This window comes from Microbacterium sp. MYb54, from assembly GCF_002979515.1.
Classification (GTDB): Bacteria; Actinomycetota; Actinomycetes; order Actinomycetales; family Microbacteriaceae; genus Microbacterium.
In genome coordinates this window covers 1-24,576 of the sequence record NZ_PCPA01000016.1, presented here as the reverse complement: position 1 = coordinate 24,576, position 24,576 = coordinate 1, and the positions used below count along the sequence as shown (strand labels likewise).

Annotated in this window: 22 protein-coding genes and 1 tRNA gene; 8 read left to right on the top strand and 15 right to left on the bottom strand. The window is 67.6% G+C overall.

Annotated elements, in window-relative coordinates:
• Positions 1–29: 29 nt before the first annotated feature.
• The 7 genes from tmk to CQ040_RS15390 all read right to left on the bottom strand — a co-directional run bounded on the left by tmk (position 30) and on the right by CQ040_RS15390 (position 6,503).
• On the bottom strand, positions 30–659 hold the full coding sequence (tmk, locus tag CQ040_RS15420) for a dTMP kinase (RefSeq protein ID WP_105528034.1): 630 nt from the start codon (positions 657–659) through the stop codon (positions 30–32).
• The gene (topA, locus tag CQ040_RS15415) at positions 656–3,526 is read right to left on the bottom strand and encodes a type I DNA topoisomerase (RefSeq protein ID WP_105528033.1); all 2,871 of its coding nucleotides are present in this window, start codon (positions 3,524–3,526) and stop codon (positions 656–658) included. The genes tmk and topA overlap by 4 nt, the downstream gene beginning before the upstream one ends.
• Before the next feature lie 78 nt (positions 3,527–3,604).
• Positions 3,605–3,934 (bottom strand): hypothetical protein, encoded by a 330-nt coding sequence (locus tag CQ040_RS15410; protein WP_028503371.1) that lies wholly within the window; start codon positions 3,932–3,934, stop codon positions 3,605–3,607.
• Positions 3,934–4,329: a TadE family type IV pilus minor pilin gene (locus tag CQ040_RS15405; protein WP_258131544.1), complete on the bottom strand. Its 396-nt coding sequence runs from the start codon at positions 4,327–4,329 to the stop codon at positions 3,934–3,936. The genes CQ040_RS15410 and CQ040_RS15405 overlap by 1 nt, the downstream gene beginning before the upstream one ends.
• Positions 4,329–4,526 (bottom strand): DUF4244 domain-containing protein, encoded by a 198-nt coding sequence (locus CQ040_RS15400; RefSeq protein WP_028503373.1) that lies wholly within the window; start codon positions 4,524–4,526, stop codon positions 4,329–4,331. The genes CQ040_RS15405 and CQ040_RS15400 overlap by 1 nt, the downstream gene beginning before the upstream one ends.
• A gap of 73 nt (positions 4,527–4,599) precedes the next feature.
• Entirely contained in the window at positions 4,600–5,502 is a 903-nt protein-coding gene (locus CQ040_RS15395; protein WP_105528032.1) for a type II secretion system F family protein, read from the bottom strand.
• On the bottom strand, positions 5,496–6,503 hold the full coding sequence (locus CQ040_RS15390; RefSeq protein WP_105528031.1) for a TadA family conjugal transfer-associated ATPase: 1,008 nt from the start codon (positions 6,501–6,503) through the stop codon (positions 5,496–5,498). The genes CQ040_RS15395 and CQ040_RS15390 overlap by 7 nt, the downstream gene beginning before the upstream one ends.
• Positions 6,504–6,907: 404 nt before the next feature.
• Here CQ040_RS15390 and acs point away from each other — a divergent pair, with 404 nt between their 5' ends.
• The gene (gene acs / locus CQ040_RS15385) at positions 6,908–8,875 is read left to right on the top strand and encodes an acetate--CoA ligase (protein ID WP_105528030.1); all 1,968 of its coding nucleotides are present in this window, start codon (positions 6,908–6,910) and stop codon (positions 8,873–8,875) included.
• Positions 8,876–9,039: 164 nt separating this feature from the next.
• Positions 9,040–10,794, top strand: coding sequence for a hypothetical protein (locus CQ040_RS20740; RefSeq protein WP_181157663.1), 1,755 nt, complete (start codon positions 9,040–9,042; stop codon positions 10,792–10,794).
• A 91-nt stretch (positions 10,795–10,885) separates the two neighbouring features.
• Here the strand turns inward: CQ040_RS20740 and CQ040_RS15375 are convergent, their stop codons facing one another.
• Positions 10,886–11,344 carry a RidA family protein gene (locus CQ040_RS15375; protein WP_105528661.1) on the bottom strand — a complete coding sequence of 153 codons (459 nt, stop codon included), beginning with the start codon at positions 11,342–11,344 and terminating at the stop codon, positions 10,886–10,888.
• Positions 11,341–11,565, bottom strand: a complete 225-nt coding sequence (locus CQ040_RS15370; RefSeq protein ID WP_028503378.1) for a hypothetical protein — start codon at positions 11,563–11,565, stop codon at positions 11,341–11,343. Before CQ040_RS15370 ends, CQ040_RS15375 begins: the two co-directional genes overlap by 4 nt.
• 89 nt (positions 11,566–11,654) lie before the next feature.
• Between CQ040_RS15370 and CQ040_RS15365 the strand changes: the two genes are divergently transcribed.
• From CQ040_RS15365 to CQ040_RS15340, 6 genes are all read left to right on the top strand, one after another.
• Positions 11,655–14,219, top strand: a complete 2,565-nt coding sequence (locus tag CQ040_RS15365; RefSeq protein WP_258131728.1) for a transglycosylase domain-containing protein — start codon at positions 11,655–11,657, stop codon at positions 14,217–14,219.
• A gap of 44 nt (positions 14,220–14,263) precedes the next feature.
• Entirely contained in the window at positions 14,264–15,151 is an 888-nt protein-coding gene (locus tag CQ040_RS15360; RefSeq protein WP_105528670.1) for a metallophosphoesterase, read from the top strand.
• 68 nt (positions 15,152–15,219) lie between these two features.
• A tRNA-Pro gene (locus CQ040_RS15355) sits at positions 15,220–15,296 on the top strand.
• A 66-nt stretch (positions 15,297–15,362) separates the two neighbouring features.
• Positions 15,363–15,839, top strand: coding sequence for a VanZ family protein (locus CQ040_RS15350; RefSeq protein WP_105528663.1), 477 nt, complete (start codon positions 15,363–15,365; stop codon positions 15,837–15,839).
• On the top strand, positions 15,836–16,591 hold the full coding sequence (locus CQ040_RS15345; RefSeq protein WP_105528664.1) for an HAD-IIB family hydrolase: 756 nt from the start codon (positions 15,836–15,838) through the stop codon (positions 16,589–16,591). Before CQ040_RS15350 ends, CQ040_RS15345 begins: the two co-directional genes overlap by 4 nt.
• A 52-nt stretch (positions 16,592–16,643) precedes the next feature.
• On the top strand, positions 16,644–17,486 hold the full coding sequence (locus tag CQ040_RS15340) for a DUF1295 domain-containing protein (RefSeq protein ID WP_105528665.1): 843 nt from the start codon (positions 16,644–16,646) through the stop codon (positions 17,484–17,486).
• 36 nt (positions 17,487–17,522) lie between these two features.
• Here CQ040_RS15340 and CQ040_RS15335 read toward each other — a convergent pair whose 3' ends face one another.
• From CQ040_RS15335 to CQ040_RS15310, 6 genes are all read right to left on the bottom strand, one after another.
• Positions 17,523–18,782 (bottom strand): alpha-hydroxy acid oxidase, encoded by a 1,260-nt coding sequence (locus CQ040_RS15335; RefSeq protein WP_105528666.1) that lies wholly within the window; start codon positions 18,780–18,782, stop codon positions 17,523–17,525.
• Positions 18,783–18,792: 10 nt separating this feature from the next.
• On the bottom strand, positions 18,793–19,515 hold the full coding sequence (locus CQ040_RS15330; RefSeq protein WP_105528667.1) for a FadR/GntR family transcriptional regulator: 723 nt from the start codon (positions 19,513–19,515) through the stop codon (positions 18,793–18,795).
• 129 nt (positions 19,516–19,644) lie between these two features.
• On the bottom strand, positions 19,645–20,298 hold the full coding sequence (locus CQ040_RS15325; protein WP_105528668.1) for a thymidine kinase: 654 nt from the start codon (positions 20,296–20,298) through the stop codon (positions 19,645–19,647).
• Positions 20,299–20,307: 9 nt separating this feature from the next.
• Positions 20,308–21,780 (bottom strand): malate:quinone oxidoreductase, encoded by a 1,473-nt coding sequence (locus tag CQ040_RS15320; protein WP_105528669.1) that lies wholly within the window; start codon positions 21,778–21,780, stop codon positions 20,308–20,310.
• An 83-nt stretch (positions 21,781–21,863) separates the two neighbouring features.
• Positions 21,864–22,934 carry an aspartate-semialdehyde dehydrogenase gene (locus tag CQ040_RS15315; protein WP_028503387.1) on the bottom strand — a complete coding sequence of 357 codons (1,071 nt, stop codon included), beginning with the start codon at positions 22,932–22,934 and terminating at the stop codon, positions 21,864–21,866.
• Between the two features lie 269 nt (positions 22,935–23,203).
• On the bottom strand, positions 23,204–24,484 hold the full coding sequence (locus tag CQ040_RS15310; RefSeq protein WP_028503388.1) for an aspartate kinase: 1,281 nt from the start codon (positions 24,482–24,484) through the stop codon (positions 23,204–23,206).
• Positions 24,485–24,576 lie beyond the last annotated feature (92 nt).

Here is a 24,576-nt window from a genome sequence, read left to right as displayed (position 1 = left end):
GTGCGCACGTCGCCGACGGATCTCGCCGGTCAGGCGAGCAGCGCGTCGACCCGGGCGCGGATCAGCTCGGCGATCGCCTGCGGAGATGCTGCGGCATCGAGCACGAGGAACCTGGCGGGCTCGGCCTCCGCCAGAGCGAGGTAGGCGTCACGGACACGGCCGTGGAACTCCGACTTCTCAGCCTCCAGCCGGTCGAAGGGCTTGTCGGCCGAGTCGAGACGGGTACGCGCCGTACCCGGATCGAGATCGAGCAGTACCGTCAGATCAGGCAGCGCACCTTCGGCCGCCCAGAGCGAAAGGTCGCGGATCTCGGTCGCGTCGAGCACCCGACCTGCACCCTGATAAGCCACGGACGAATCGAGGTAGCGGTCCTGGAGAACGATGTCACCACGACCGAGCGCCGGTCGAACGACAGTCGCGACGTGGTGCGCACGGTCCGCCGCATACAGCAGGGCTTCCGCGCGTGGTGCGATGTCGCCGCGATGGTGCAGCACGATGTCGCGGATCAGCTGCCCGACCTCCGAGCCGCCGGGCTCGCGCGTGCGCACCACGGTGCGTCCGGCGCCTTCGAGCCACTCCGCGAGCAGATTCGACTGCGTGGTCTTGCCGGAGCCGTCGCCGCCTTCGAGCGTGATCCACACCCCGTGACCTGAGGTCACGAGTCCGTCTTCTCTGCCGCCTTCGCCGCAGCATTCGCGGCGCGGGTGGCCGCAGCCTTCTTCGCTGCCGCGGACCGTGCCGCCGACGTCGCAGCCGTGGCCTTCTTCGCCGGGGCCTTCTTCGCGGTCGCCGTCTTGGCCGCAGGCTTCTTGGCGGCGGGCTTCTTGGCCGGGGCCTTCTTGGCCGGGGCCTTCTTGGCCGCCGCACCGCGCTTGGGGGCAGGGCCCTTTGCACGCTTGTCGGCGAGCATCTGCACCGCGATCTCGAAAGTGATGTCTTCGACGGTCTGACCGCGCGGGATCGTCACGTTCGTCTCGCTGTCGGTGACGTATGCGCCGAAGCGGCCATCGCGGATCCGGATGGGCTTCCCGCTCACCGGGTCGGCTTCGAACTCGGCGAGCGCGCTGGAGGCCTTACGGCCCGCACCGTACTTCGGCTGTGCGTAGATCTCCAGAGCCTGTTCGAGCGTGACATCGAAGATCTGAGACTCGGACTCGAGGGATCGCGAGTCGGCGCCCTTCTTCAGGTAGGGCCCGAACCGGCCGTTCTGCGCGGTGATCTCGTCACCGGACTCGGGGTCGACGCCCACGACGCGTGGCAGGCTCAGCAGCCGCAGCGCGGTGTCGAGGTCGATCTCGTCGACCGACATCGAGCGGAAGAGGGACGCGGTGCGCGGCTTGGGCGCGGTCTCCTTCTTCGCCCCACGCTTCGGCTTGGGCTTGTCGACGACCTCACCCGTCGCCTCGTCGACCGCGGCGTCTTCCGACACCGGGTCGTTCTCCTGCACGTACGGTCCGAAGCGGCCGTCCTTGACGACGACGATCTTGCCGTTCTCGGGGTTCTCGCCGAGCACGCGGTCGCCGGCGACCGGAGCGTCGATGAGCTCCTGGGCCTTCTCTGCCGTCAGCTCATCGGGGGCCAGGTCTTCCGGTACGTTGACGATGCGCGGCTTGGCCTCGGGGTCGGGGTTCTCGGGGTCGGTGACCTCGAGGTACGGGCCGTACTTGCCGAAGCGGAGCGTGGCCGTGTCGGTGATGCGCGTGGAGTTCAGCGCACGGGCGTCGATCTCGCCGAGGTTGTCGACGACCTGGCGGAGCCCGACGTGGGAGTCGGAGCCGAAGTAGAACGACTTGAGCCACTCGACGCGGTTCTGCTCACCTCGCGCGATCGTGTCGAGGTCGTCTTCGAGCGCCGCGGTGAAGTCGTAGTCGACGAGCTCGGCGAAATGCTCTTCGAGCAGCCGGACGACACTGAACGCGAGCCATGTCGGCACCAGTGCCTGGCCCCGCTTGACCGCGTAGCCACGGTCGAGGATCGTCTCGGGGATCGAGGCGAACGTCGAAGGACGGCCGATGCCCTTCTCTTCAAGAACCTTCACGAGCGAAGCCTCGGTGTAGCGCGGCTTCGGGTTGGTGCGGTGCCCCTTCGCCTCAGCGTCGGAGACCGCGAGCTCATCGCCGACGGCGACGGCCGGCAGCGACTGGTTCTCGGCAGCATCCGCGTCGCCGCGCTTCTCATCGCGGCCCTCCTCGTAGGCCTCCAGGAACCCCTTGAAGGTGTACACGGTGCCGGATGCGGTGAACTCGGCGTTCTGGCCATCGGCAGCGACGGCGATCGTGACCGTGGTGGTCTCGTACTTCGCGTCGGCCATCTGGCTCGCGACCGTGCGCTTCCAGATCAGGTCGTAGAGACGCTGCTCATCGCGATCCAGCTCGGAGGACAGCGACGCGGGCGTGCGGAAGGTCTCGCCGGAGGGGCGGATGGCCTCGTGCGCTTCCTGGGCGTTCTTGCTCTTGGACTTGTACACGCGAGGCTTGAGCGGCACCGCGGCATCGCCGTAGAGCGCGACCGCCTGGCTCCGCGCCGCCTGCACCGCCTGGGTGCTCAGCGACGTGGAGTCGGTGCGCATATAAGTGATGTAGCCCTTCTCGTACAGGCGCTGGGCGACGCCCATCGCCTGCTTGGCTCCCATCGAGAGCTTGCGACCGGCCTCCTGCTGCATGGTGGAGGTCGTGAAGGGCGCGTAGGGGCTGCGGGTTCCCGGCTTGGCCTCGACCTTGGTGACCTTGCCGGCTCCGACTGCGTCGACGGCCTTGGCCAGTGCTGCGGCCCTGGCCTCGTCGAGGATGACGACGGCCTTCTTGAGCTTGCCGTTGTCGTCGAAGTCGGTGCCGCGAGCGAGCTGTCCGCCGTCGACGCGGACGAGACGGATCTTGAACGAGGTTCCGGTCGCCGCAGCGGCGGCGTCGACATCCCAGTACTCCGCGGACACGAACGCCATGCGCTCACGCTCACGGTCGACGATGAGCCGGGTCGCGGCGGACTGCACGCGTCCTGCCGAGATGCCGGTCTTGACCTTGTACCAGAGCACGGGCGAGACGTCCCAGCCGTACAGACGGTCGAGGATGCGGCGGGTCTCCTGCGCGTCGACGAGGTCGTGGTCCAGCTCGCGGGTGTTGCCGACGGCGGCCTGGATCGCGTCCTTCGTGATCTCGTGGAAGACCATGCGCTTCACGGGCACCTTGGGCTTGAGAGTCTCCAGCAGGTGCCAGGCGATCGCCTCGCCCTCGCGATCCTCATCAGTGGCGAGCAGGAGCTCGTCGGCGGTCTTCAGAGCACGCTTGAGTTCGGCGACCGTCTTCGTCTTGCGATCGGAGACGACGTAGTACGGGTCGAAACCGTTGTCGATGTCGATCGAGTATTTCCCGTAAGCCTGCTTGTCCTCGGCCGGGATGTCCTTCTTGTCGGCGAGATCACGGATATGGCCGACGGAGCTGAGCACCTCGTAACCGTCGCCGAGGTATCCCTGAATAGACCGCATCTTCGTCGGGGACTCGACGATGACGAGCTTCTTGCCTTCAGCCAAGGGTGCGTCCTTTCTTCGAAGCACACCATACACACCACTGTGTGGGGTTGTTCACAGTGAGCGAGGTAGCACGGGCCGTCATTGTCCCTCGGGAGGCCCGGCACGGGCTCGGGAGACGGCTGCGAGTCCAGCGTACGCCGCCTGCACCTCGACGGTCGCCACGAAGCCGTCGAGGGAGCACTCGGTGAGTGCGGCACCCGCGGCCGCCGCGACCCGCGCGGCGAGATCACACGGCCTCTCGCCGGTGGGAACCGCGCCGCTCGCGGCATCGGCTGCGGCGAGCGCCGCGGCGTCTGCTGCACCCGCAGCACGTTGCGCCGTCACCGACGCACCGCCCACTGCGGCGAGGCCCAGGGACAGCGCGGCCGCGACGGCCAAGACGCCGGCGGCGAGTGCTGACCCGGCCATCAGAGACCCCCGGCGAGCGCGCAGCTCGACGCCCGCAAGGGGATCCGGATCAGCGGCCCGACGGAGACTTCGAGAGACGCCGTGACACACGCGAGGTCGTCCGTGAGTGATGACGACGCCTTCGCACCCGAGACTGCGGCATGAACGACGCTAGCCGCGGCGGCGTGTCCTTCACCACGTCCGAGCACACGCGCCGCGTCGGCGGACGCATCCTGCAGAGCCACTTGGCGTGATGCTGCTCCGAGCGCACCCGCACCGAGCAGAAGTGCCAGCACGACAGCGGGGAGGGCGAGGGCCAGCTCCGCTGAGACGGAGCCTCGGTCTCCCGTGCGGCACGAAGCCCGGGAGACCTCCCCCGGCTCACGCAGAGCCCTCGCCCCCTTCGCGCTGCGCATCACGACACCGTCAACGCCCGCCGCACGAGATCGGTGAGGATCCCGCGGACCTCGTCCGACCGCATGATGACCACCAGGAGCCCGGCGAAGGCCACTGCCGCCATGGTCGTGATCGCGTACTCGGCGGTGGCGGCGCCGGTGTCATCGCCGAACAGAGTCGCAGCGCGATGCCGGTCCAGCCGGGGGATGTCGGTCATGGTGTTCCTTCTTTCTCTGGGATCTTTCTCTGGGATGCCTCGGCATCGGGTGGCGTTGGCTGCATCGGGGCAGTCACAGCGACAGCGGGGTCGAGGCGAGGACGCTCAGCAGCAGGGGCGCGACCCCGAGCAGGAGGAATGCGGGCAGGGTGCAGACGCCGAGCGGGAACAGCAGACGCGTCGAGAGCTTCGCGGCACGAAGCCGCCCCTGCACTCTGGCTGCGTGCCGGTCCTGGGCGGCTGACGCACGGAGCAGTTCCGCTGCGGGCACACCGGCCGCGCGGGACAGATCGAGTACGGCACGCACGCGCTCATCGCTCCCGCCAGACGCGGAGCTATCGGAGACGAGCTGGAGCGCACGGTCGATGGATGCACCACCGGCGAGCGCGATGGCGACCAGCTCCGCTCGCATTCCGGGGGTTCCAGGTGCCGGTCGCGCGCGTCGAAGCAGCCGCCCGGTCCAAAATCGCGCCGCCAGCACGAGGAGCAGGCCGGAGATCACGCAGGCACCGCCGAGCGGGTTCCCGAAGATGACACCGATGGTGTCGAATCCGAGGGCGAACCCGAGGAGCAGGCCGGCGAAAGGCATCCAGAGCAGCAGTCGCGCCGTCCCCGCGGGTTCGGCGAGCGCGATGCGCACGTCGTCGGCAGCGGATGCCGCATCTCGCAAAGCCTCGGCGATCATTCGGAGGACTTCTGCAAGCGGCGCACCCACCGTCGTCGCGATCTCCCACGCGGCTGAGAGGTCGACCCATGCGCCATCTTCAGCCTCGATGGCCGCGAGCAGCGGGACGCCCCGATCGACCCGCTCGATCACGGCGATCGCGTGCGGATCACCGGTATCGGCCAGATGCCGCCAGGCGACGAGCGGCACGGCACCCGCCTGCAGCAGCACGGCCAACGTCTGCACAGAAGTCGCGGCATCGGCCGAGCCGGTCGTCGCTCGCTCCGACGCGCGACGCCGCCGGATCACCACGGCTGCACCTCTTCGATATCCAGTCGGTCGCCCACGATCACGAGCCGCCCTGCTTGACGGATGCGACGGACCCCTCCAGGAGCACGGTCGAGGTGCAGCACGACCGTGAACGCGCTGACCGCCTGTCGGGCGAGCGCGACCGCATCCATCCCGGCGAGCGCGCCGAGTGCCTCGAGCCGGGCGGGAACGTCGCGAAGCCCGCTCGCATGCAATGTGCCCGCTCCCCCGTCGTGTCCCGTGTTGAGAGCGGTGAGCAGTTCGCGCACTTCCTCACCGCGACACTCGCCCACCACGAGCCGATCGGGTCGCATCCGCAGCGACTCGCGCACCAGTCGGGCGAGAGTGATACCCCCGGCACCCTCCAGATTCGCCTGCCTCGCCTCAAGCGCGACGTGATGGGGATGACGCGGTCGCAGCTCGGCGACGTCTTCGATCGTGACGATGCGTTCGGTGGGCGAAACCTCGGAAAGCATCGCCGACAGCAGAGTGGTCTTGCCTGTTCCCGTGCCTCCCGTGATGAGGATGTTCGCCCGTTCGGCGACCAGACCGAGGAGCCAGCTCTGCTGACGTGCGTCGAAGGAGCCGAGGGCGGCGAGCGCTTCGAGATCGGCCGCACGTACCCGGGGGATGCGGATGGAGAGGGCGGTGCCGGTGGTCGAGACGGGCGCGAGCACGGCATGCACCCGGATGCCGGAATCGAGGCGGACATCGACGCAGGGCGCCTGGTCGTCGAGGTGACGACCGCCGAGTCCGACGAGCGCGACCGCGAGGTCGCGGACCTCTCGCTCCGAGGCCCGCCAGCCGACCGCCGGTTCGGCCCCGTGTCCACGATCGAGGAACAATCCGTCCGCGCCGTTCACGAACACATCGGTCACGACCTCATCGATGTGCGCGATGAGGGGACCGAATGCGGGATCCATCCGCAGGGGCTCTGGCGCGGCATCTGCCGCCGCCCCGGCGGGCCGCGATCCTCTGGGTTGGATGACGAAGGAATCAGGCATGACCCGACGGTAGGCGGCACCCCCACGGCGAGGATCCGTCAGCTTCCGGCTGGGCCAGAGGCTGTGCAGAAGACACCCCATCGGCTCGCCGTGCAGGACTTGAACGTGTCCGCAGTCGGCGATGCCAGGGAGCGCTCCCAAAGGAATGGGCGGCATCTCACGGGGGGAATGAGATGCCGCCCACGACGGTCCACGATTGGGGGAATCGGGGCACGCCAAGGCCGGAATGAGAATTCGGCTGTCGTCGAGTGTACGCAAGGCGACCGTCCTGACAAAACCGGCAGGTATACCGACTTTCGGCAGTATGCGATGAGGGGCCACGGGGATAGATTCACCGTGACCAGGTCGTCCCACCCCCACGACCTCGCTCGCAACACCCGTATGCCGCAAAGGAGCGCCTGCCGATGAGCAGCCAGATCGACCACCTTCTCGACGAGACCCGGAAGTTCCCGCCGTCGGAGGAATTCGTCGCCCAGACCATCTCGTCGCCCGAGCTGTACGAACGTGCCGCGGCCGATCGCGAGGCCTTCTGGGGCGAACAGGCCCGAGAACTGGTGCACTGGCACAAGCCGTTCACCCAGGTCCTCGATTGGACCAACCCTCCGTTCGCGAAGTGGTTCGACGACGGCGAGCTGAACGTCGCCTACAACTGCCTCGACAGACACGTCGAGGCGGGAAACGGCGACCGCGTCGCCTTGCACTGGGAGGGTGAGCCGGGCGACTCCCGCCGCATCACCTATGCCGAGCTCACCGACGAGGTCAAGCGCGTCGCGAACGTGCTCGAAGACCTCGGCATCGGCCAGGGCGACCGCGTCGCGATCTACCTGCCCATGATCCCCGAGGCGATCGCCTCGATGCTCGCGGTCGCGCGCCTCGGCGCCATCCACTCCGTCGTCTTCGGCGGATTCAGCGCCGACAGTCTGCGCTCGCGCATCGATGACGCCGGCGCCAAGCTCGTCATCACGGCGGACGGCGGATACCGTAAGGGACGCGTGTCCGCACTCAAGCCCGCGGTCGACCAGGCGCTCTCCGACCGCGGCGACGGCGAACAGCAGACGGTCGAGCACGTGCTGGTCGTGAGGCGCGGCGAGAACGAGGTCGACTGGACCGAAGGACGCGACATCTGGTGGCACGACGCCGTACCTGCGGCATCAGCCGACCACACCGCGCAGTCCTTCCCCGCCGAGAACCCCCTCTTCATCCTCTACACCTCCGGCACCACCGGGAAACCGAAGGGCATCCTGCACACCTCCGGGGGGTACCTGACCCAGGTGGCCTACTCGCACAAGTACGTCTTCGACCTGCACCCGGAGACCGACGTGTTCTGGTGCACGGCAGACGTCGGCTGGATCACGGGGCACAGCTACGTCGCATACGGCCCGCTCGCGAACGGGGCGACCCAGGTGCTGTACGAAGGGACGCCGGACACGCCGCACCCGGGCCGCTGGTGGGAGATCATCGAGAAGTACAAGGTGTCGATCTTCTACACCGCGCCGACCGCGATCCGCTCGTTCATGAAGACCGGGCGCAGCATCCCCGCGAAGTTCGACCTGTCGTCGCTGCGCCTTCTCGGCTCGGTGGGCGAGCCCATCAACCCCGAGGCGTGGATGTGGTACCGCGAGGTCATCGGCGCGGGCAAGACACCCATCGTCGACACCTGGTGGCAGACCGAGACCGGGGCGATCATGGTCTCGGCCCTCCCCGGTGTCATCGCCACCAAGCCCGGCTCCGCACAGGTGCCTCTTCCCGGCATCTCGATCGACGTCGTCGACGAGCAGGGCGTGGAGGTCGGCAACGACAACGGCGGACTCCTAGTGATCACCGAGCCGTGGCCGAGCATGCTGCGCGGCATCTGGGGCGACCCCGAGCGGTACCGCGAGACCTACTGGGAGAAGTTCGAAGACCAGGGCTACTACTTCGCCGGCGACGGCGCCCGACTCGATGAAGACGGCGACCTCTGGCTGCTGGGCCGCGTCGACGACGTCATGAACGTCTCCGGGCACCGCCTGTCGACCGCTGAGATCGAATCCTCGCTCGTCGCACACGAAGCGACCGCGGAGGCGGCCGTGGTCGGCGCCTCCGATGAGACGACCGGACAGGCCGTGGTCGCGTTCGTCATCATCAAGGAGAGCTACCTCTCGGAGCACGACCCTGCGGGGCTCGCCCAGCTGCTGCGCCTCTGGGTGGGCGAGCAGATCGGCGCCATCGCGCGTCCGCGCGACGTGTACATCGTCGGCGAGCTGCCGAAGACACGTTCCGGCAAGATCATGCGACGTCTGCTCCGCGATGTCGCCGAGGGGCGCGAAGTCGGCGACACGACCACGCTCGCGGACACCGCGGTGATGAGCATCATCTCCGCGCAGGTCAAGTAGCAGTCGTATCCGCGAACGGCGCGGTACCCAGCCCTCGACTTCTCGAGCGTGCGGGTACCGCGTCGTTGATGCGAGCGGGATGGAGAGACCGATGTGTGGACTTCCTCCATACTGAGATCGATCCCCTGAACCGGAAGGCCTCCCCCATGCCTCGCCCTCCCCGAATGTCTCCGTCGACACGCGCCCGTGCAGATGCGGCCCGACTGCAGATCGCCGGCGCGATCGCCGCTGTGACCGGCCTGACTCTGCTCGCACTCCCCCTGCCTGCCAACGCCGTTGAGCCGACGACATACCCGGTCACCATCGACGTCAGCATCGATGACGGCGCGTCGTCGGCCGCACTCTCCGGCGCGAACGTCATCATCCGCACCACCGATGGATCGGATGCCGTCGTGGCGAGCGGAACCACCGGCTCCAACGGAACCGTCACTCTCGACGTCGCGGGCGAGCCGACGAGCTACATCGTCGATGCCGTGTGGCCGGGAGCGCTCGGTGACCTCGAAGCGACAAGCGCGCGCAGGGAGTTCCTGCTCGGGAACCCTGCCCCTGTCTCCGTGCCGCTGCGCGGAACCTTCGGCACGGTGACGGGCGTGATCACTGCCGCGATGGGAGTCGATGGCGGTGTCGTCGTGATCTCCAGCGGCGGTGTCGCCGTGCAGCGGATTCCTCTCGCGGCGGGCGGCGGCTTCACCTCCGGAGCGCTGCCCACCACCAGCGCTGAAGACTACGCCGTCTCGCTCGTCCCTGCCGCCGGGTTCGAGCTCGCCGCACAGCAGCCCTCCGGGAGTCGCCCCTTCTCGGTGCCGGCTGGACAGTTCGTGTCGATCGGCCGTCACTTCGACGTCGTGCCTCAGGGGGCGACACCCACGCCGACCCCCACCCCGACACCGACACCGACTCCCACTCCGACTCCGACCGATCCGGTGATCGTCTCGCCCGTCACCTTGCCCGCAGGGGCAGACCTCGGCACCGCGATCGGGGCCAGCAGCGAGTCGCAGCTGACCGCACTTCTGGCCGCGACGGCCGGCGCCGACAACAACCCGGTCCTGGTCACCAACGAGCTGAACCAGGTACTCGGATTCGCGCAGCAGCCCACCCCTCAGCAGGCGCAGCAGCTCAATCAGGTGCTGTCCCCCATCGCCACACGCACTCCGGCACTCACCGTCGACTCGATCGGCTTCGCGTCGATGGACATCGAGACCGCGCTGATGATGGTCCAGCGCAACAGGACGACACTGCTCGACCAGCAGCTCGCCGCACAGATCGAAGGCGTGCAGCAGCGCAATGGTCTCATCGGAAAGCTCAATGACGCCCGAACCGCTCTCAACGCCTACATCAAGTCCCCCACCGACGCCGGCCTCGCTGCAGCGAAGACGGCTCTCACCGCCACGGGGGTCAACCACCCGTTCCTGTCCTCTTCCGCTGAGACGGGACCGAGGCTCGCGAGCGAAGCGGTGGCGACTATTCCGGGCCTCCTCGATGCACTGTCGAACAGCCAGCAGATGGACATGCTGCGGCTGCAGTCCCTCACCAACAAGCGCAACGAGGCCTTCGACATCATGACGAACTTCGTCAAGAAGATGCAGGACAGCCGGACGAGCATCATCGGGAACATGCGCTCCACCCCGGTCGGGATCGGGACGGTGCAGTGGGACGGCGGCACGATCACCGACCGTTTCGACCTGACGAACGTGCCGAACGGCCAGCACCACCTCATCCTGAACTTCGCCGAGGAAGGGACGACTCTGGTCGCGGATGCGGCAGTGCAGCGCGGGCGACTCGCAGCCACCGGCGGCGAGCTCACCCCTGCGCCCTGGATCGGTGTGGGGCTGGTGGCGCTCGGCCTCGTCGCCGTCCTCGGCGGGCCGGTGCTGCGTCGCCGTGGAGTCGCTGCCGCCTCCCGCGAAGCTCTCGACTGATCGGCACTCTCCAAGACGTGAAAACGCGCCTCCCCGCTTCGGGGAGGCGCGTTTCGCGTTTCAGGACGGCACCGGATGCCGCGATTCGTGTTCAGGCGAGGATGAAGGCGACCTCGACCTCGACCGGGCTGCCGAGCGGGAGCTCCGCGACGCCGACGGCCGCGCGGGCGTGGCGTCCGGCATCACCGAAGATCTCACCGAGGACTTCGCTCGAGCCGTTGATGACACCGGGCTGACCGGTGAACCCGTCGGCCGAGGCGACGAAGCCGCCGACGCGGAGCACACCCACGATGCGGTCGATGCCGCCCGCGGCATCCGCTGCCGCAGCCAGGGCGTTCAGGGCGCAGGTGCGTGCATAGGACTTCGCGTCCTCCGCGGAGACCTCGGCTCCGACCTTGCCGACGGCAGGAAGCGCACCCTCGACGAAAGGCAGCTGCCCCGAGGTGTAGACGAGTCCACCGTGCACGACGGCCGGGACGTAGGCGGCGACGGGGGCGGCGACGGGGGGCAGCTCGATGCCGAGTTCGACGAGACGGGCGGCGATGCTCATGCCTGGCCTCCCTCGAACTGCCGGGCGGCCTGTTCTGCGGCCGCGAGGCCGGCGTTCGTCGACGCTTCAGAGGTCACGGGGCGCTTCAGATACGCGACGAGTCCGCCCTCGGGACCCTGTACGACCTGCACGAGCTCCCAGCCCTGCTTGCCCCAGTTGTTGAGGATGGCTGCCGTGTTGTGGATCAGCAGCGGCGTGGTGAGGTACTCCCACGTGGTCATGGCACTCCTGTCGATCGGGGCACGACACCGGAATTCCGGGGCGAGCTCGTCAAAGGCGGTATTCAGGGAACTCCCCTACGATCAAGCGTATGCCCCAAAAGAATCGCACGGTGAGAGGCGTGCTCGGCGGTCTCGTCGGGCTCGTCGGTCTGAGCGCTGTAGCCGGTCTCCTGGTCACCGCCAGCGTCACCCCCGTCCTCGCGATGACCGGCCTCGCCGGCACCCAGGCCCTCACCCTCTTCGACCAGCTCCCGGAGAGCCTCAATCCGAGCACGCCGATGGAGCAGTCGACCATCTACGCGACCGCCCCGGATGGATCGACGGTCGAACTCGCCTCGTTCTACGAGCAGAACCGCGTCCCGGTCACCTACGAGCAGGTCTCTCCTTCGCTGTACGACGCGATCCTCTCGAGTGAGGACAAGAACTTCTACAGCCACGGCGGCGTCAACATCGGCGCCACGGTGAAGGCTCTGGTCGACAACGTGCGCGGCACCTCCAGCCGCGGTGCATCGACGATCAGCCAGCAGTACGTGAAGAACGTGCTCATCCAGAAGTGCGAGCAGGAAGTGGACACCAGCTCCGAGACGTACTCGGAAGACCTCCAGCAGTGCTGGCTCGACGCGACCAACGCGACCGGCGCGAAGGGCATCGAGCGCAAGCTGCAGGAGATGCGCTACGCGATCCAGATCGAGAAGGACTTCTCGAAGAACGACATCCTCCTCGGCTACCTGAACATCGCCAACTTCGGTGGGACCGTCTACGGCATCGAAGCGGCCGCGAACTACTACTTCTCGACGACGGCGGCGAACCTCACCGTCGCGCAGTCGGCCACTCTCGCCGGTATCGTGCAGAACCCCAACACGTTCCGGATCGACAAGCCGGAACAGGGCACGGCCACCAGCGCCGAGGGCGTCGCGCTGAACACCGCCGCGGACGGCTACTCCCTCACCTTGGACCGCCGTCACTACGTGCTCGGCCGCATGCTCGCCGACGGCAAGATCACTCAGGCGCAGTATGACGAGGCCGACGCCTCTTTGATCACGCCCGCTCTGAACCCGCCGACGCAAGGCTGCGCTGCTGCGGGAACGAGCGCGTACTTCTGCCAGTACGTGAAGTCGATCGTGCTGAACGACAAGGCCTTCGGCGAGACCGCGCAGGAGCGGACCGACCTGCTCCGCCGTGGCGGCCTGAAGATCTACACCTCCCTGGACTACCGCATCCAGAGCCCCGCCGCCGAGAAGATGTCCGAGGTGGTCCCGGCGAACGCCGACAACCAGTACTTCGGCGCTGCCGGCGTCTCCGTCGAGGTCGGCACCGGGCGCATCCTCTCGATGACGCAGAACACGACATTCACCGAGACTCCCACCGACGACCAGGCCTACACATCTCTGGTGTTCGCCGGCGACAAGCAACACGGCAACTCCGGTGGCTTCCAGGTCGGCTCGACTTACAAGCTCTTCACTCTGATCGACTGGCTGGAGAAGGGCCACTCCGTCAACGAGGTGCTCAACGGAACCGTACAGACGAACCTGAAGATCCCCGTCTGCGGCGCCAAGCAGAACACCAACACCAAGGAGATCGGCAACTTCGGCGGTGGCGGTGGCAGCACCGGATCCGTGCTCAACTTCACGAAGAACTCGCTCAACAGCGGCTACTTCGCGATGGCCTCGAAGCTCGACATCTGCGACATCAACCTGGTCGCTGACCGCATGGGCGTCACGCTGGCGAACGGTGACAAGGTCACCGACGAGAACGTCCCCTTCGATGTCCTCGGGCCGAAGAACATCTCCCCGCTGGCCATGGCGAACGCCTACGCGACCGTCGCGAGTGGCGGCAAGTACTGCACGCCCCGCGCGATCGATCGTGTGGTCGGCGCCGACGGCAAGGAGCGCGAGCTGCCCGCATCGTCGTGCACCGATGGCGTGCTCCAGCCCGAGGTCGCAGCGACCGCAGCCTTCGCCCTGCAGAGCGTGATGGGCGGCGGTGGCACCGGATCCCGGGCCAACCCGAACGACGGGACGCCCCTGATCGGCAAGACCGGTACGCACGACACCTGGTCGACCATGATGATCGAGTCCAGCACCAAGGTCGCGACCGCCGTCTGGGCCGGCCGCTGGCAGGGCCAGGAGAACATCTACCGTAAGAGGGCCAACGGCTGGAACCTCAACGACATGCGCTATCCGGTGGCACAGGCGGCACAGGCCGCAGCCAACGACGCCTACCCAGCGGGCGCCTTCCCGAAGCCCGACGGCAAGCTGACCCGACAGCAGCTGGCGACGGTTCCGAACGTCGTCGGCAAGTCGGTGGAGGAGGCGACCGCGATCCTGAGGGATGCGGACTTCCAGGTCTCCGTCGGATCAGCGGTGGACAGCGATCTCGCGGTCGGTCTCGTCACAGCCCAGGACCCGAATGGGGAAGCGGCGGTCGGGGCGACCATCACCCTCACGACGAGCAACGGACAGGGGACGACCGTTCCGGCGAATCTGGCAGGAATGTCGAGAGCCCAGGCGACAGCCGCCCTGGGGGGAGCCGGGTTCACATCGATCGAATTCGACAACTCCTGCAACCCGCCGACGGCAGTCGTGAGCAGTTCCGACCCTGCCCCCGGAACCGCGACGAGCAAGGCCACAACCGTCCGAGTGACGTGCCAGTAGGCGCGCGCCGCACGGCACACCCGGCCCTCATCGCGCTCGGCGCGATGGGGGCCGTAGGTGCGGCCGCAGCTGTCTGGGGAATCGGCATCGAGCGATACCTGTTCACGGTGCGCGAGGCCACGACACCAGCGCTCCCCTCCGGTTCGGCACCACTGCGAATCCTGCATATCTCCGACGCGCACATGGCGCCGTGGCAGCACCGAAAGCAGGACTGGCTGGCGTCGCTCGCGGAACTCAAGCCCGACCTCATCGTCAACACCGGCGACAACCTCGGACATGAGAACGGCCTGGACGGCATCCGCCGCGCCTTCGCCCCTCTCGCAGGCATCCCCGGCGTCTTCGTGCACGGATCGAACGACGTCGCAGCGCCGTCGCCGCGAAACCCGTTCCGCTACTTCCTCGGCCCCTCCAAGAAGCGCCATGAGCCGGCTCTTCTCGACACGGATGCGATGGACCGGTATCTCACGGACGAGCTCGGCTGGACGGGCCTGAACAACGCCGCCGCACGGCTGATCATCGGCGGCACCGAGGTCGATCTCTTCGGTGTCAACGACGCCCACCGCGACTGGGACCGCCTCGCTGAGCTCCCGGATGCCATCGCCGCGCTCGGACCCCGCACGGCCACGACTCCGGTGCTGGGGGTGACACACGCGCCGTATCAGCGCGTGCTCAACGGCTTCACCGATCTCGGAGCCGACGCGATCCTCGGTGGCCACACGCACGGCGGTCAGGTCTGCCTCCCCGGATTCGGTGCACTCGTGGCGAACTGCGACATCCCCCTCAAGCAGGCCAAGGGGCTGAGCACGTGGTCGCACGACGGCCGCACCGTGCCGCTCAACGTCAGCGCCGGGTGCGGACACTCCATCTACGCACCGGTGCGCTTCGCATGTCGCCCCGAGGCGACTCTGCTCACGCTCACCGCACGGAACTGATCGTCGCCGCGTTTCGGCGCTCGATTCGGCGCGGGGAGCATTTCCCTGTAGACTCGGAGGGTTGCAAACGGGGTGTGGCGCAGCTTGGTAGCGCGCTTCGTTCGGGACGAAGAGGTCGCAGGTTCAAATCCTGTCACCCCGACCAGTGACACCGGAAGGCCGCCCTCAGGGGCGGCCTTCTCTGTACCGGGTTCGCGTACGAAGGGAACGTATGAGCTCTCTGCTCCCGCCGCCGCGCCGTTTCACTCGTGCTTGGGCTCTCGTCCTCGGCATCCCGTTCCTGGTCGGTCTCGCCGCCTTGACGCTGACGCCGTCGAAAGTAGAGCAGTCCATGCCGAATCTGCTCGATCTCGTCCTCACCGCTGCCCACCGTCTCGGCTGGGATTCGCTCGACTTCACCCGCCTCGAGATCATCGCGAACGTGCTCGTCTTCGTGCCGGTCGGCATCCTCGCCTTCCTGCTGATCCCTCGTCGGGTCTGGTTCCTCGCCCTTCTGGTCGGCCCGCTGCTGTCCGTGGCGATCGAGACCTCACAGCGCCTGGCCCTGCCCCACCGCGCAGCGACCCTGAACGACATTCTGGCGAACTCGACCGGGGCTTTCCTCGGCGTGGCCTTCGCCGCGCTGTGCACCCTGCTGTTCGCCTCGCGATCCTCCCAGCATCCACCTCCTAGGCTTGAGACATCATGACTGCGCCCACACTCGTCGCCTTCGATCTCGATGACACGCTCGCTCCGTCCAAGGGACTGATCGACCCGCGGATCGCATCATTGCTGCGCGCCCTCCTGCGCACGGTCGACGTCGCCATCATCTCCGGCGGGAACGAGGCTCAGTTCCGCTCGCAGGTCGTGGCGCGCCTCGGCGACGCGGATGCTGCCGACCTCGCGCGACTGCACCTGCTGCCGACCTGCGGCACACGCTACCTCCGACACGACGGCACGGACTTCACCTCCGTGTACGCCCACGACCTCAGCGACGCGGAGAAGCAGGCAGCGCTCACGGCACTGCGCGAAGAAGCGGAGCGCCTCGGGCTGTGGGAGACCGAGCCCTGGGGCGAGATCCTCGAGGACCGCGGCTCGCAGATCACCTTCTCGGCGCTGGGCCAGCGCGCCCCTCGTGAAGCGAAGCACGACTGGGACCCGACCGGGGCGAAGCGCGAGGCACTGCGCGACGCTGTCGCCGCACGCCTCCCCGGCCTCGAGGTGCGTTCGGGTGGTTCGACCTCGATCGACATCACCCAGGCCGGCATCGACAAGGCCTTCGGGATGCGTCAGCTCGCCGAGCGCACCGGCATCGCCCTCACCGACATGCTCTTCTACGGTGATCGTCTCGACGAGGGCGGAAACGACTATCCCGTGCTGGCGATCGGCGTGCCCTCGGTAGCCGTCGAGGGCTGGGAAGACACCGCCGACAAGCTCGATGCCCTGCTGCTGACGCTCTGACCTCCGCAGTGTCGCGCGACGCGACGTCATAGGAGGGTCCTAACATGGCGTCATGGACGCCCTGCTCATCGTCGTCATCGTCGCCGCAGTCACGAGTGCTGCGTGCTGGCTTCTCTCGCTGATCACTCGCGACACCTCCTGGGTCGACCGCGCCTGGTCGATCGTCCCGGTCGCCTACGTCTGGATCTTCGTCGCCGGCGCGTTCGCGAACGGCGACGGTTCCGCGCGCGTGGTCCTGATGGGTGTGCTCGCAACCGCTTGGGGAGCACGCCTGACATTCAACTTCGCCCGCAAGGGCGGCTACACCGGCATGGAGGACTACCGGTGGGCGATCCTGCGCAAGCGGATGCGTCCCTGGCAGTTCCAGATCTTCAACCTGCTGTTCATCATCGGCTATCAGATGACGCTGCTCGTGCTCATCACGTTACCCACCGCGGTCGCCGCGCAGCATCCATCCGCCCTCACCGGGTGGGATGCGCTGTTCATCGCCGCGTTCCTCGCGTTCCTGCTCGGCGAGACGATCGCCGACCAGCAGCAGTGGATCTTCCACCAGCGCAAGAAGCAGGCGGGCGGCACTCTCGCTCCGGGCTTCGCAACCTCCGGGCTGTTCCGTTACAGCCGCCACCCGAACTTCTTCTTCGAACAGGCGCAGTGGTGGGCGTTCTACGCTATCGGCGCCACCGCTGCCGTGACCGGTGGCGCCGGTGTCATCGGCGGGGTGCTGAACTCCACCATCGTCGGCGCCGCGCTGCTGACCGTGCTGTTCATCGGCTCGACGATCTTCACCGAGTCGATCACCGCATCGAAGTACCCGGCATACGCCGAGTACCGCCGCACGACCTCGATGCTGTTCCCCTGGCCGCCGCGCGCCCGCGCCGTCGCCCCGCAGTCCTGAGGCACATCGGATCGTTCGGCGCGGGCGGCGTCTCGGTCAGAGAGCGCGTGCCTCGGCGGCTGCGCGCATCACCGGCACCAAGCGCGTCAGCTGGGTGACGTGGCCCGGCTCGAGCTCGGCGAGCGAGGCGACACCCAGCAGTCGCATCGTGCGCTCGATCTCACTGCGCAGGATCTCGATCGTGCGGTCGACTCCCTGACGTCCGCCGGCCATCAGGCCGTAGAGATAGGCGCGTCCGATCAGCGTGAAGTCGGCCCCGAGGGCTGTGGCCGCGACGATGTCGGCACCGTTCATGATGCCCGTGTCGATCATGACCGTGAAGTCGTCGCCGACGGCCTGCCGCACCTGGGGCAGCAGGTGGAACGGGATCGGTGCGCGGTCGAGCTGACGGCCGCCATGGTTCGAGAGCACGATGCCGTCGACGCCCGCATCGCGCAAGCGCAACGAGTCCTCGACGTTCTGCACGCCCTTGATCACGATCTTGCCCGGCCAGATGTCGCGGATGACGGCGAGGTCGTCGTAGCTGATCGTCGGGTCCATCGCCGCATCCAGCAGCTCTCCCACCGTGCCGCCGGTGGTGCTCAACGAGGCGAACTCGAGCTTGGGCGTGGTGAGGAAGTCGTACCACCACCAGGGCCGCGGAATGGCGTTGATGATGGTGCCGAGCGTGAGCTGCGGCGGAATGCTGAAGCCGTTGCGCTTGTCACGCAGGCGCGCACCGGCCACCGGGGTGTCCACCGTGAACTGCAGGGTGTCGAACCCCGAGGCGGCAGCACGACGGGTGAGCTCGTAGGAGATCTCGCGGTCTCGCATGACGTAGAGCTGGAACCAGTTGCGTCCGTGCGGGTTCGCAGCCTTCACTCCCTCGATCGACGTGGTGCCGAGGGTGGAAAGCGTGAACGGGATTCCTGCGGCCGCCGCGGCTCCCGCACCGGCGGTCTCCCCCTCGGTCTGCATCAGGCGCGTGAACCCCGTCGGCGCGATTCCGAACGGCAGAGCGGATGGACCGCCGAGGATCTCGACGCTCGTGTCGACCGTGGGAGCCGGGCGCAGGATCCCCGGGTGGAACTCCACGTCCTGGAAGGCCTGGCGCGCACGGGTGAGCGACAGCTCGCCCTCTGCAGCTCCGTCGGTGTAGTCGAAGGCAGCCTTCGGCGTGCGGCGCTTGGCGATCAGACGCAGGTCGTCGATCGTCAGAGCGCCCTGCAGCCGACGCTTGCGACCGTCGAGCTCGGGCTTCTTGAACTTCATGAGCTCGAGGAGTTCGACGGGATTGGGTACCTGGCGCTGCACCATGATGTGCCTCTCAGTTCTGGGGGTCGATGTCACGGGTGAGGCCCGCAGACGTGTAATAGCCGGTGATGTGCGTGTGGACGAGGGATCGAGCGGTCTCGGCATCGGCGGCATCGATCGCGGCGACCAGAGCGTGGTGCTCGGCGCGGAGCCGGGTGGCCATCGCGTCCCAGTCCGGGATCGCAGAGACACCCGCCTGCACGTACGACTCGATCGAGGAGCGCAGGCCCGCCATCATCGCGGCGATGACCGTGTTGCCGCTGGCCTCCGCGAGCGAGAGGTGCAGCTGCGCGTCGAGGGCGAGGAACTCCGCCGGTGCGAGCCCTGCGGCATCCATCGCCTCGAGCAGCTGATGGGCACGGGTCGTGTCACGATCCGGAGAAGACGCCATCGCAGTGACGACCGCGTCTTCGAGCACGAGTCGGGTGCGTACGACATCGTCCAGCGGGAATCCCTGAGCTGCGACCTGCAGCCGCAGCAGTGCCGACATCCCCCCGGTCGGGGTGGCGATGACGATGGCACCCGACTGCGGTCCGGAGCCGGTCGCCGTGCGGATGAGCCCCATCACCTCGAGGACGCGGAACGCCTCGCGCACGCTGGAGCGGCCGACTCCGAGCTCGGTCGCGAGCTCGCGCTCGGACGGCAACCGATCGCCGGGTCCGAGTCGTGCGTCGAGGAGGTCGCGCTCGATGTGCTCGAGCACGAGTCGCCATGCGCGCGCGGGCTGGTCGGTCATCGATCCTCCTGTGGTCTGACCACAGGCTATCGGGTGTGGTCAGACCACGCAAACAGGATGCGTTCGCGCACGACTGCGCGACGGTTCCCACCGACCGGAGGGCGGCGGGAACCGGCGAGCCGACCAGGCTCAGCCCAGGCGTCCGCCGGACTCCTCGAGATAGCAGGTACCGCAGAGCGACTCGTATGTGGTCAGCTCGGGTGATGCCGATCCGGTCGCACCCTCATCGATCGCGACCTGGTCGCCGTCGAACACGAAGCGTCCGCCGACGACGCGGCCGTTGAACACGGCCTTGCGCCCGCACCGGCAGATGGTCTTGAGCTCCTCGAGCGAGTGCGCGATCGCCAGCAGGCGCGCGGATCCGGGGAAAGCGTGCGTGAGGAAGTCGTTGCGGATGCCGTAGGCGATGACCGGGATGCCGTCGACCACCGCGATGCGGAAAAGGTCGTCGACCTGGGCCGGCGTGAGGAACTGTGCCTCGTCGATCAGCAGGCAGGCCACGTCGCGTGGCCCCTCGGGGAGCAGCTCGTCGTCCGACGTATGCAGCATGCGTCCACGGTGCTCGGCGAAGATGACGCGCGCGTCGTCTTCGGGAGCGATCAGGAAGTCGACAGGGCGCGTCACCCCGAGCCTGCTCTCGACCTCCGATGCCCCCTTGGTGTCGATCGCGGGCTTCGCGAGCAGCACGCGCTGGCCGCGCTCCTCGTAGTTGAAGGCGGCCTGCAGCAGTGCGGTCGACTTGCCCGAATTCATCGCGCCGTAGCGGAAGTAGAGCTTCGCCACGGTGCCGCCTCAGACGTTGATGCCGAGGGCGGCTGCGGTCGCTTCGGTCGACTTCTCCGCGAGCGTCGGGTTCTCGTTCAGCTTCTCGCCGAACGTGGGGATCAGGGCGCGCAGCTCAGGTTCCCAGCTCGGGTACTCCGCGGGGAAGCACTTCTTGAGCAGGTCGAGCATGATCGGAACGGCGGTCGAGGCTCCGGGAGAGGCGCCGAGGAGTCCCGCGATGGACCCGTCGGCGGCCGCCACGACCTCGGTGCCGAACTGCAGGATGCCACCCTTCTTCGGGTCCTTCTTCATGACCTGAGCACGCTGACCCGCGTCGATGAGCGTCCAGTCCTCATCCTTCGCGGTCGGCATGAACGTGCGCAGGCTGTCGACCTTCTTGGCGTGGTTCTTCAGCAGTTCGCTGACGAGGTACGTGATGAGGTCGGGGTTCTTCACGGCTACCTGCAGCATCGGCAGCAGGTTGTGTGCGCGGACCTGCGACACAATGTCGAGCATCGAACCGTTCTTCAGGAACTTCGGGCTGAACGTCGCAAACGGGCCGAACATGAGCGAGGCCTCGCCGTCGACGACACGCGTGTCCAGATGCGGCACCGACATGGGCGGAGCGCCGACCGACGCCTGCGAGTACACCTTCGCCTTGTGCTGCGAGACGACCGTCGGGTTGGTGGTCTTGAGGAACTGTCCCCCGATCGGGAAGACGCCGTAGCCCTTGATCTCGGGGATGCCGGAATTCTGCAGCAGCTTGAGAGCCCAGCCACCGGCACCGACGAACACGAAGCGCGCCCTGACCTCGTTCGGCGTGTGGCCGATGCTGTTGCGGTACTTGACCAGCCAGGTGCCGTCCTTCTGCTTCTTCAGGCTGCGCACCTCGTGGTTCGTGCGCAGCGTGACGCCCGAATCGGTGAGGTGATCGAAGAGCTGGTGCGTCAGCGCACCGAAGTCCACGTCGGTGCCTGCGGGAACGCGGGTCGCAGCGAACGGCTCGCCCTTGACTCGCTGCTGCATGAGCAGCGGCGCCCACTTGTTGATGACGCGGGAGTCTTCGCTGTACTCGATGCCGGCGAACAGCGGCTGCTTCTTGAGTACCTCGTAGCGGTTCTTGAGGTACGCGACATCCTTCTCGCCGCGCACGAACGTCATGTGCGGGGTCGCGTTGATGAAGGTCGACGGCGCGTCGAGCACGCCCTTGTCCACCAGCGAAGACCAGAACTGGCGGCTCTGTTGGAACTGCTCGTTGATCGAGACGGCCTTGGCAGGATCCAGCGGAGCATCGCCCTGCTGCGGCATGTAGTTCAGCTCGCACAGAGCGGCGTGCCCCGTGCCGGCGTTGTTCCACGGATTCGAGCTCTCCTGAGCCACCTCGGAGAGTCGCTCGAAGGCGACGATCTTCCACTCCGGCTGCAGCTCGTGCAGGAGAGTACCCAGGGTGGCGCTCATGATGCCACCGCCGATCAGGACGACATCGACGTTTTCAGTCACCGAGCCAGTCTAGTTCGCGGGCGCGCCATCGCAGACCATGGGGCCTGGTCCGACCAGACCGCTTCCACATGGCGGGGATACCGTCAGGCTATGACCGCCAGGCGCTCTGCCAGGATCTCGGCGATCTGCACAGCGTTCAGTGCTGCGCCCTTGCGCAGGTTGTCGTTGCTGAGGAACAGCACGAGCCCCTTGCCCTCGGGCGCGGACTGGTCGGCACGGATGCGACCGACGAAGCTCGGGTCTTTTCCTGCGGCCTGGAGCGGCGTGGGAACCTCGTCGAGCACGACACCGGGGGCGGCGCTCAGCACTTCGCGCGCACGCTCAGGCGTGATGTCGCGGGCAAACTCGACGTTGATCGAGAGGGAGTGCCCGGTGAAGACCGGGACGCGCACGCAGGTGCCCGCGACGCGAAGGCCCGGGAGCTCGAGGATCTTGCGGCTCTCGTTGCGGAGCTTCTTCTCTTCGTCGGTCTCGTTGTCGCCGTCGTCGACGAGGTTGCCGGCGAAGGGGATCACGTCGAACGCGATCGGTGCGATGTACTTCTCAGGTTCCGGGAAGTCGACCGCCGAGCCGTCGTGCACGAGACGGAGAGTGTCACCCTGCGCGAGCACTCCCTCGACCTGGCCGAGGAGCTCCTGCGCACCGGCGAGACCCGAGCCGGAGACGGCCTGATAGGTCGACACGATCAGACGCTCGAGGTCGGCCTCGGCGTGCAGAGCCTTCAGCACGGGCATCGCAGCCATCGTGGTGCAGTTCGGGTTCGCGATGATGCCCTTGGGGCGCTCGTCGATCGCGTGCGGGTTGACCTCGCTGACCACGAGCGGCACCTCGGGGTCCATCCGCCAGGCGCTGGAGTTGTCGACGACCACGGCACCTGCCGCGGCGAAGCGCGGAGCGTACGCGCGGCTGGCTGTGGCGCCGGCCGAGAACAGGGCGATGTCGATGCCCGCGGCATCCGCCGTCTCGACGTCTTCGACGATGACCGTCGCGCCGCCGTACTCGATCGCGGTGCCAGCCGAACGTGCGGAGGAGAACAGTCGCAGGTCGCGGATCGGGAACGACCGCTCGGCGAGAATCTCGCGCATCACGGTGCCCACCTGGCCGGTGGCGCCGACGATGGCGACGGAGAGTCCTGATTCGGAGATGCGGGTCATGATGTTCCTTGGCGTCGTGCGGTACTGCGTACGAGGCTTCAGGCGCGGCGTCGGGATGCTGAGGCTGCGCCTGGCGCCGGTGTCAGGGTTTCGGCGAGTCTACCGCGCTCCGATGAGGGCACGGGCCACCGGCATCCGCGGCGTCGGCGGTGGCGTTCGGGCGTGAGAACAGGCCATCACGCGGCATCAGGCGGATGCTGTGCGTGATGGCCTGATCCGGCGTGACCGCCTGATGCGGCGCGGGACAGCCGGCGGGACGAGCGTGCGGCTCAGCGGCCGGTGCCGGCGTGGATCGTGGCCTCGGCGTCGCCGTCGAGGCCGTAAGCGGTGTGCACGGTGCGTGCGGCCTCGGTCAGGTCGGTGTCGCGCAGCACCACCGAGATACGGATCTCGGAGGTCGAGATCATCTCGATGTTGATGCCGCCGGCCGAAAGCGCCTCGAAGAGCGTGGCGGAGACGCCCGAGTGCGTGCGCATGCCCGCACCGACGACCGACAGCTTGCCGATCTGGTCGTCGTGGATCAGGTTCTGGAATCCGACCTCGGTCTGCTCTCCGGCGAGGGCCTTGAGCGCTGCCGCAGCATCCGCCTTGGGCACGGTGAAGGAGATGTCGGTGCGACCGGTGGCCGAGACGTTCTGCACGATCATGTCGACGTTCGCACCCGACTTGGCGACGATCTTGAAGATCTCCGCGGCCTTGCCCGGCACGTCGGGCACACCCGCGACCGTGATCTTGGCCTGGCTGAAGTCGGTGGCGACCCCGGCGACGATCGGTTCTTCCATGACTGCTCCCTCGGCTTCGCGAGGGTTCTTCATACCCTCGCCCAGAACGTATGTGCCCTCGGCCGACGAGAAGGTCGACCGAGCGTGAATGAGGACGCCGTGACGGCGTGCGTACTCGACGGCGCGGATGTAGAGCACCTTGGCGCCGTTGGCTGCGAGCTCGAGCATCTCCTCGCTGGAGACGTGGTCGAGCTTCTGCGCCTTCGGGATCACCCGCGGATCGGCGGTGAAGATGCCGTCGACGTCGCTGTAGATCTCGCACACGTCGGCGTCGAGGGCTGCGGCGAGGGCGACAGCCGTGGTGTCGGAACCGCCACGACCGAGCGTGGTGATGTCACGAGTGTCGCGGTTGAAGCCCTGGAAGCCGGCGACGATCACGATCGCTCCCTCGTCGAGAGCTTCGCGCAGACGCACCGGAGTGACGTCGACGATGCGCGCGGCACCGTGCTGCGAGTCGGTGATCATGCCTGCCTGGCTACCCGTGAACGAGCGCGCTTCGAAGCCCATCGAGTGGATCGCCATGGCCAGCAGCGCCATCGAGATGCGCTCTCCGCTGGAGAGGAGCATGTCGAGTTCACGCGGGGCGGGAATCGGCGCGACCTCGTTCGCGAGGTCGAGCAGCTCGTCGGTGGTGTCGCCCATCGCGCTCACGGCGACGACCACGTCGTGGCCCGCACGACGCGTGTCGACGACGCGCTTGGCGACGCGCTTGATGCTCTCTGCGTCGGCGACAGACGAGCCGCCGTACTTCTGCACGATGAGGGCCACGATCACTCCCTGGGATGACGGGCGGATCCGCCCACGCTCATTCTACGATCGGCGCGTATGCCCCGCAGCGCATGTGACACCCCCCTCCCCCT

Coding starts and splice junctions, on each gene's coding strand:
- CQ040_RS15410 (WP_028503371.1), bottom strand. CDS start 3,934: ATGGCCGGGTCAGCACTCGCCGCCGGCGTCTTGGCCGTCGCGGCCGCG.
- CQ040_RS15405 (WP_258131544.1), bottom strand. CDS start 4,329: ATGCGCAGCGCGAAGGGGGCGAGGGCTCTGCGTGAGCCGGGGGAGGTC.
- CQ040_RS15400 (WP_028503373.1), bottom strand. CDS start 4,526: ATGACCGACATCCCCCGGCTGGACCGGCATCGCGCTGCGACTCTGTTC.
- CQ040_RS15390 (WP_105528031.1), bottom strand. CDS start 6,503: ATGCCTGATTCCTTCGTCATCCAACCCAGAGGATCGCGGCCCGCCGGG.
- acs (WP_105528030.1), top strand. CDS start 6,908: ATGAGCAGCCAGATCGACCACCTTCTCGACGAGACCCGGAAGTTCCCG.
- CQ040_RS20740 (WP_181157663.1), top strand. CDS start 9,040: ATGTCTCCGTCGACACGCGCCCGTGCAGATGCGGCCCGACTGCAGATC.
- CQ040_RS15375 (WP_105528661.1), bottom strand. CDS start 11,344: ATGAGCATCGCCGCCCGTCTCGTCGAACTCGGCATCGAGCTGCCCCCC.
- CQ040_RS15370 (WP_028503378.1), bottom strand. CDS start 11,565: ATGACCACGTGGGAGTACCTCACCACGCCGCTGCTGATCCACAACACG.
- CQ040_RS15365 (WP_258131728.1), top strand. CDS start 11,655: ATGCCCCAAAAGAATCGCACGGTGAGAGGCGTGCTCGGCGGTCTCGTC.
- CQ040_RS15360 (WP_105528670.1), top strand. CDS start 14,264: ATGGGGGCCGTAGGTGCGGCCGCAGCTGTCTGGGGAATCGGCATCGAG.
- CQ040_RS15350 (WP_105528663.1), top strand. CDS start 15,363: ATGAGCTCTCTGCTCCCGCCGCCGCGCCGTTTCACTCGTGCTTGGGCT.
- CQ040_RS15345 (WP_105528664.1), top strand. CDS start 15,836: ATGACTGCGCCCACACTCGTCGCCTTCGATCTCGATGACACGCTCGCT.
- CQ040_RS15340 (WP_105528665.1), top strand. CDS start 16,644: ATGGACGCCCTGCTCATCGTCGTCATCGTCGCCGCAGTCACGAGTGCT.
- CQ040_RS15335 (WP_105528666.1), bottom strand. CDS start 18,782: ATGGTGCAGCGCCAGGTACCCAATCCCGTCGAACTCCTCGAGCTCATG.
- CQ040_RS15330 (WP_105528667.1), bottom strand. CDS start 19,515: ATGACCGACCAGCCCGCGCGCGCATGGCGACTCGTGCTCGAGCACATC.
- CQ040_RS15315 (WP_028503387.1), bottom strand. CDS start 22,934: ATGACCCGCATCTCCGAATCAGGACTCTCCGTCGCCATCGTCGGCGCC.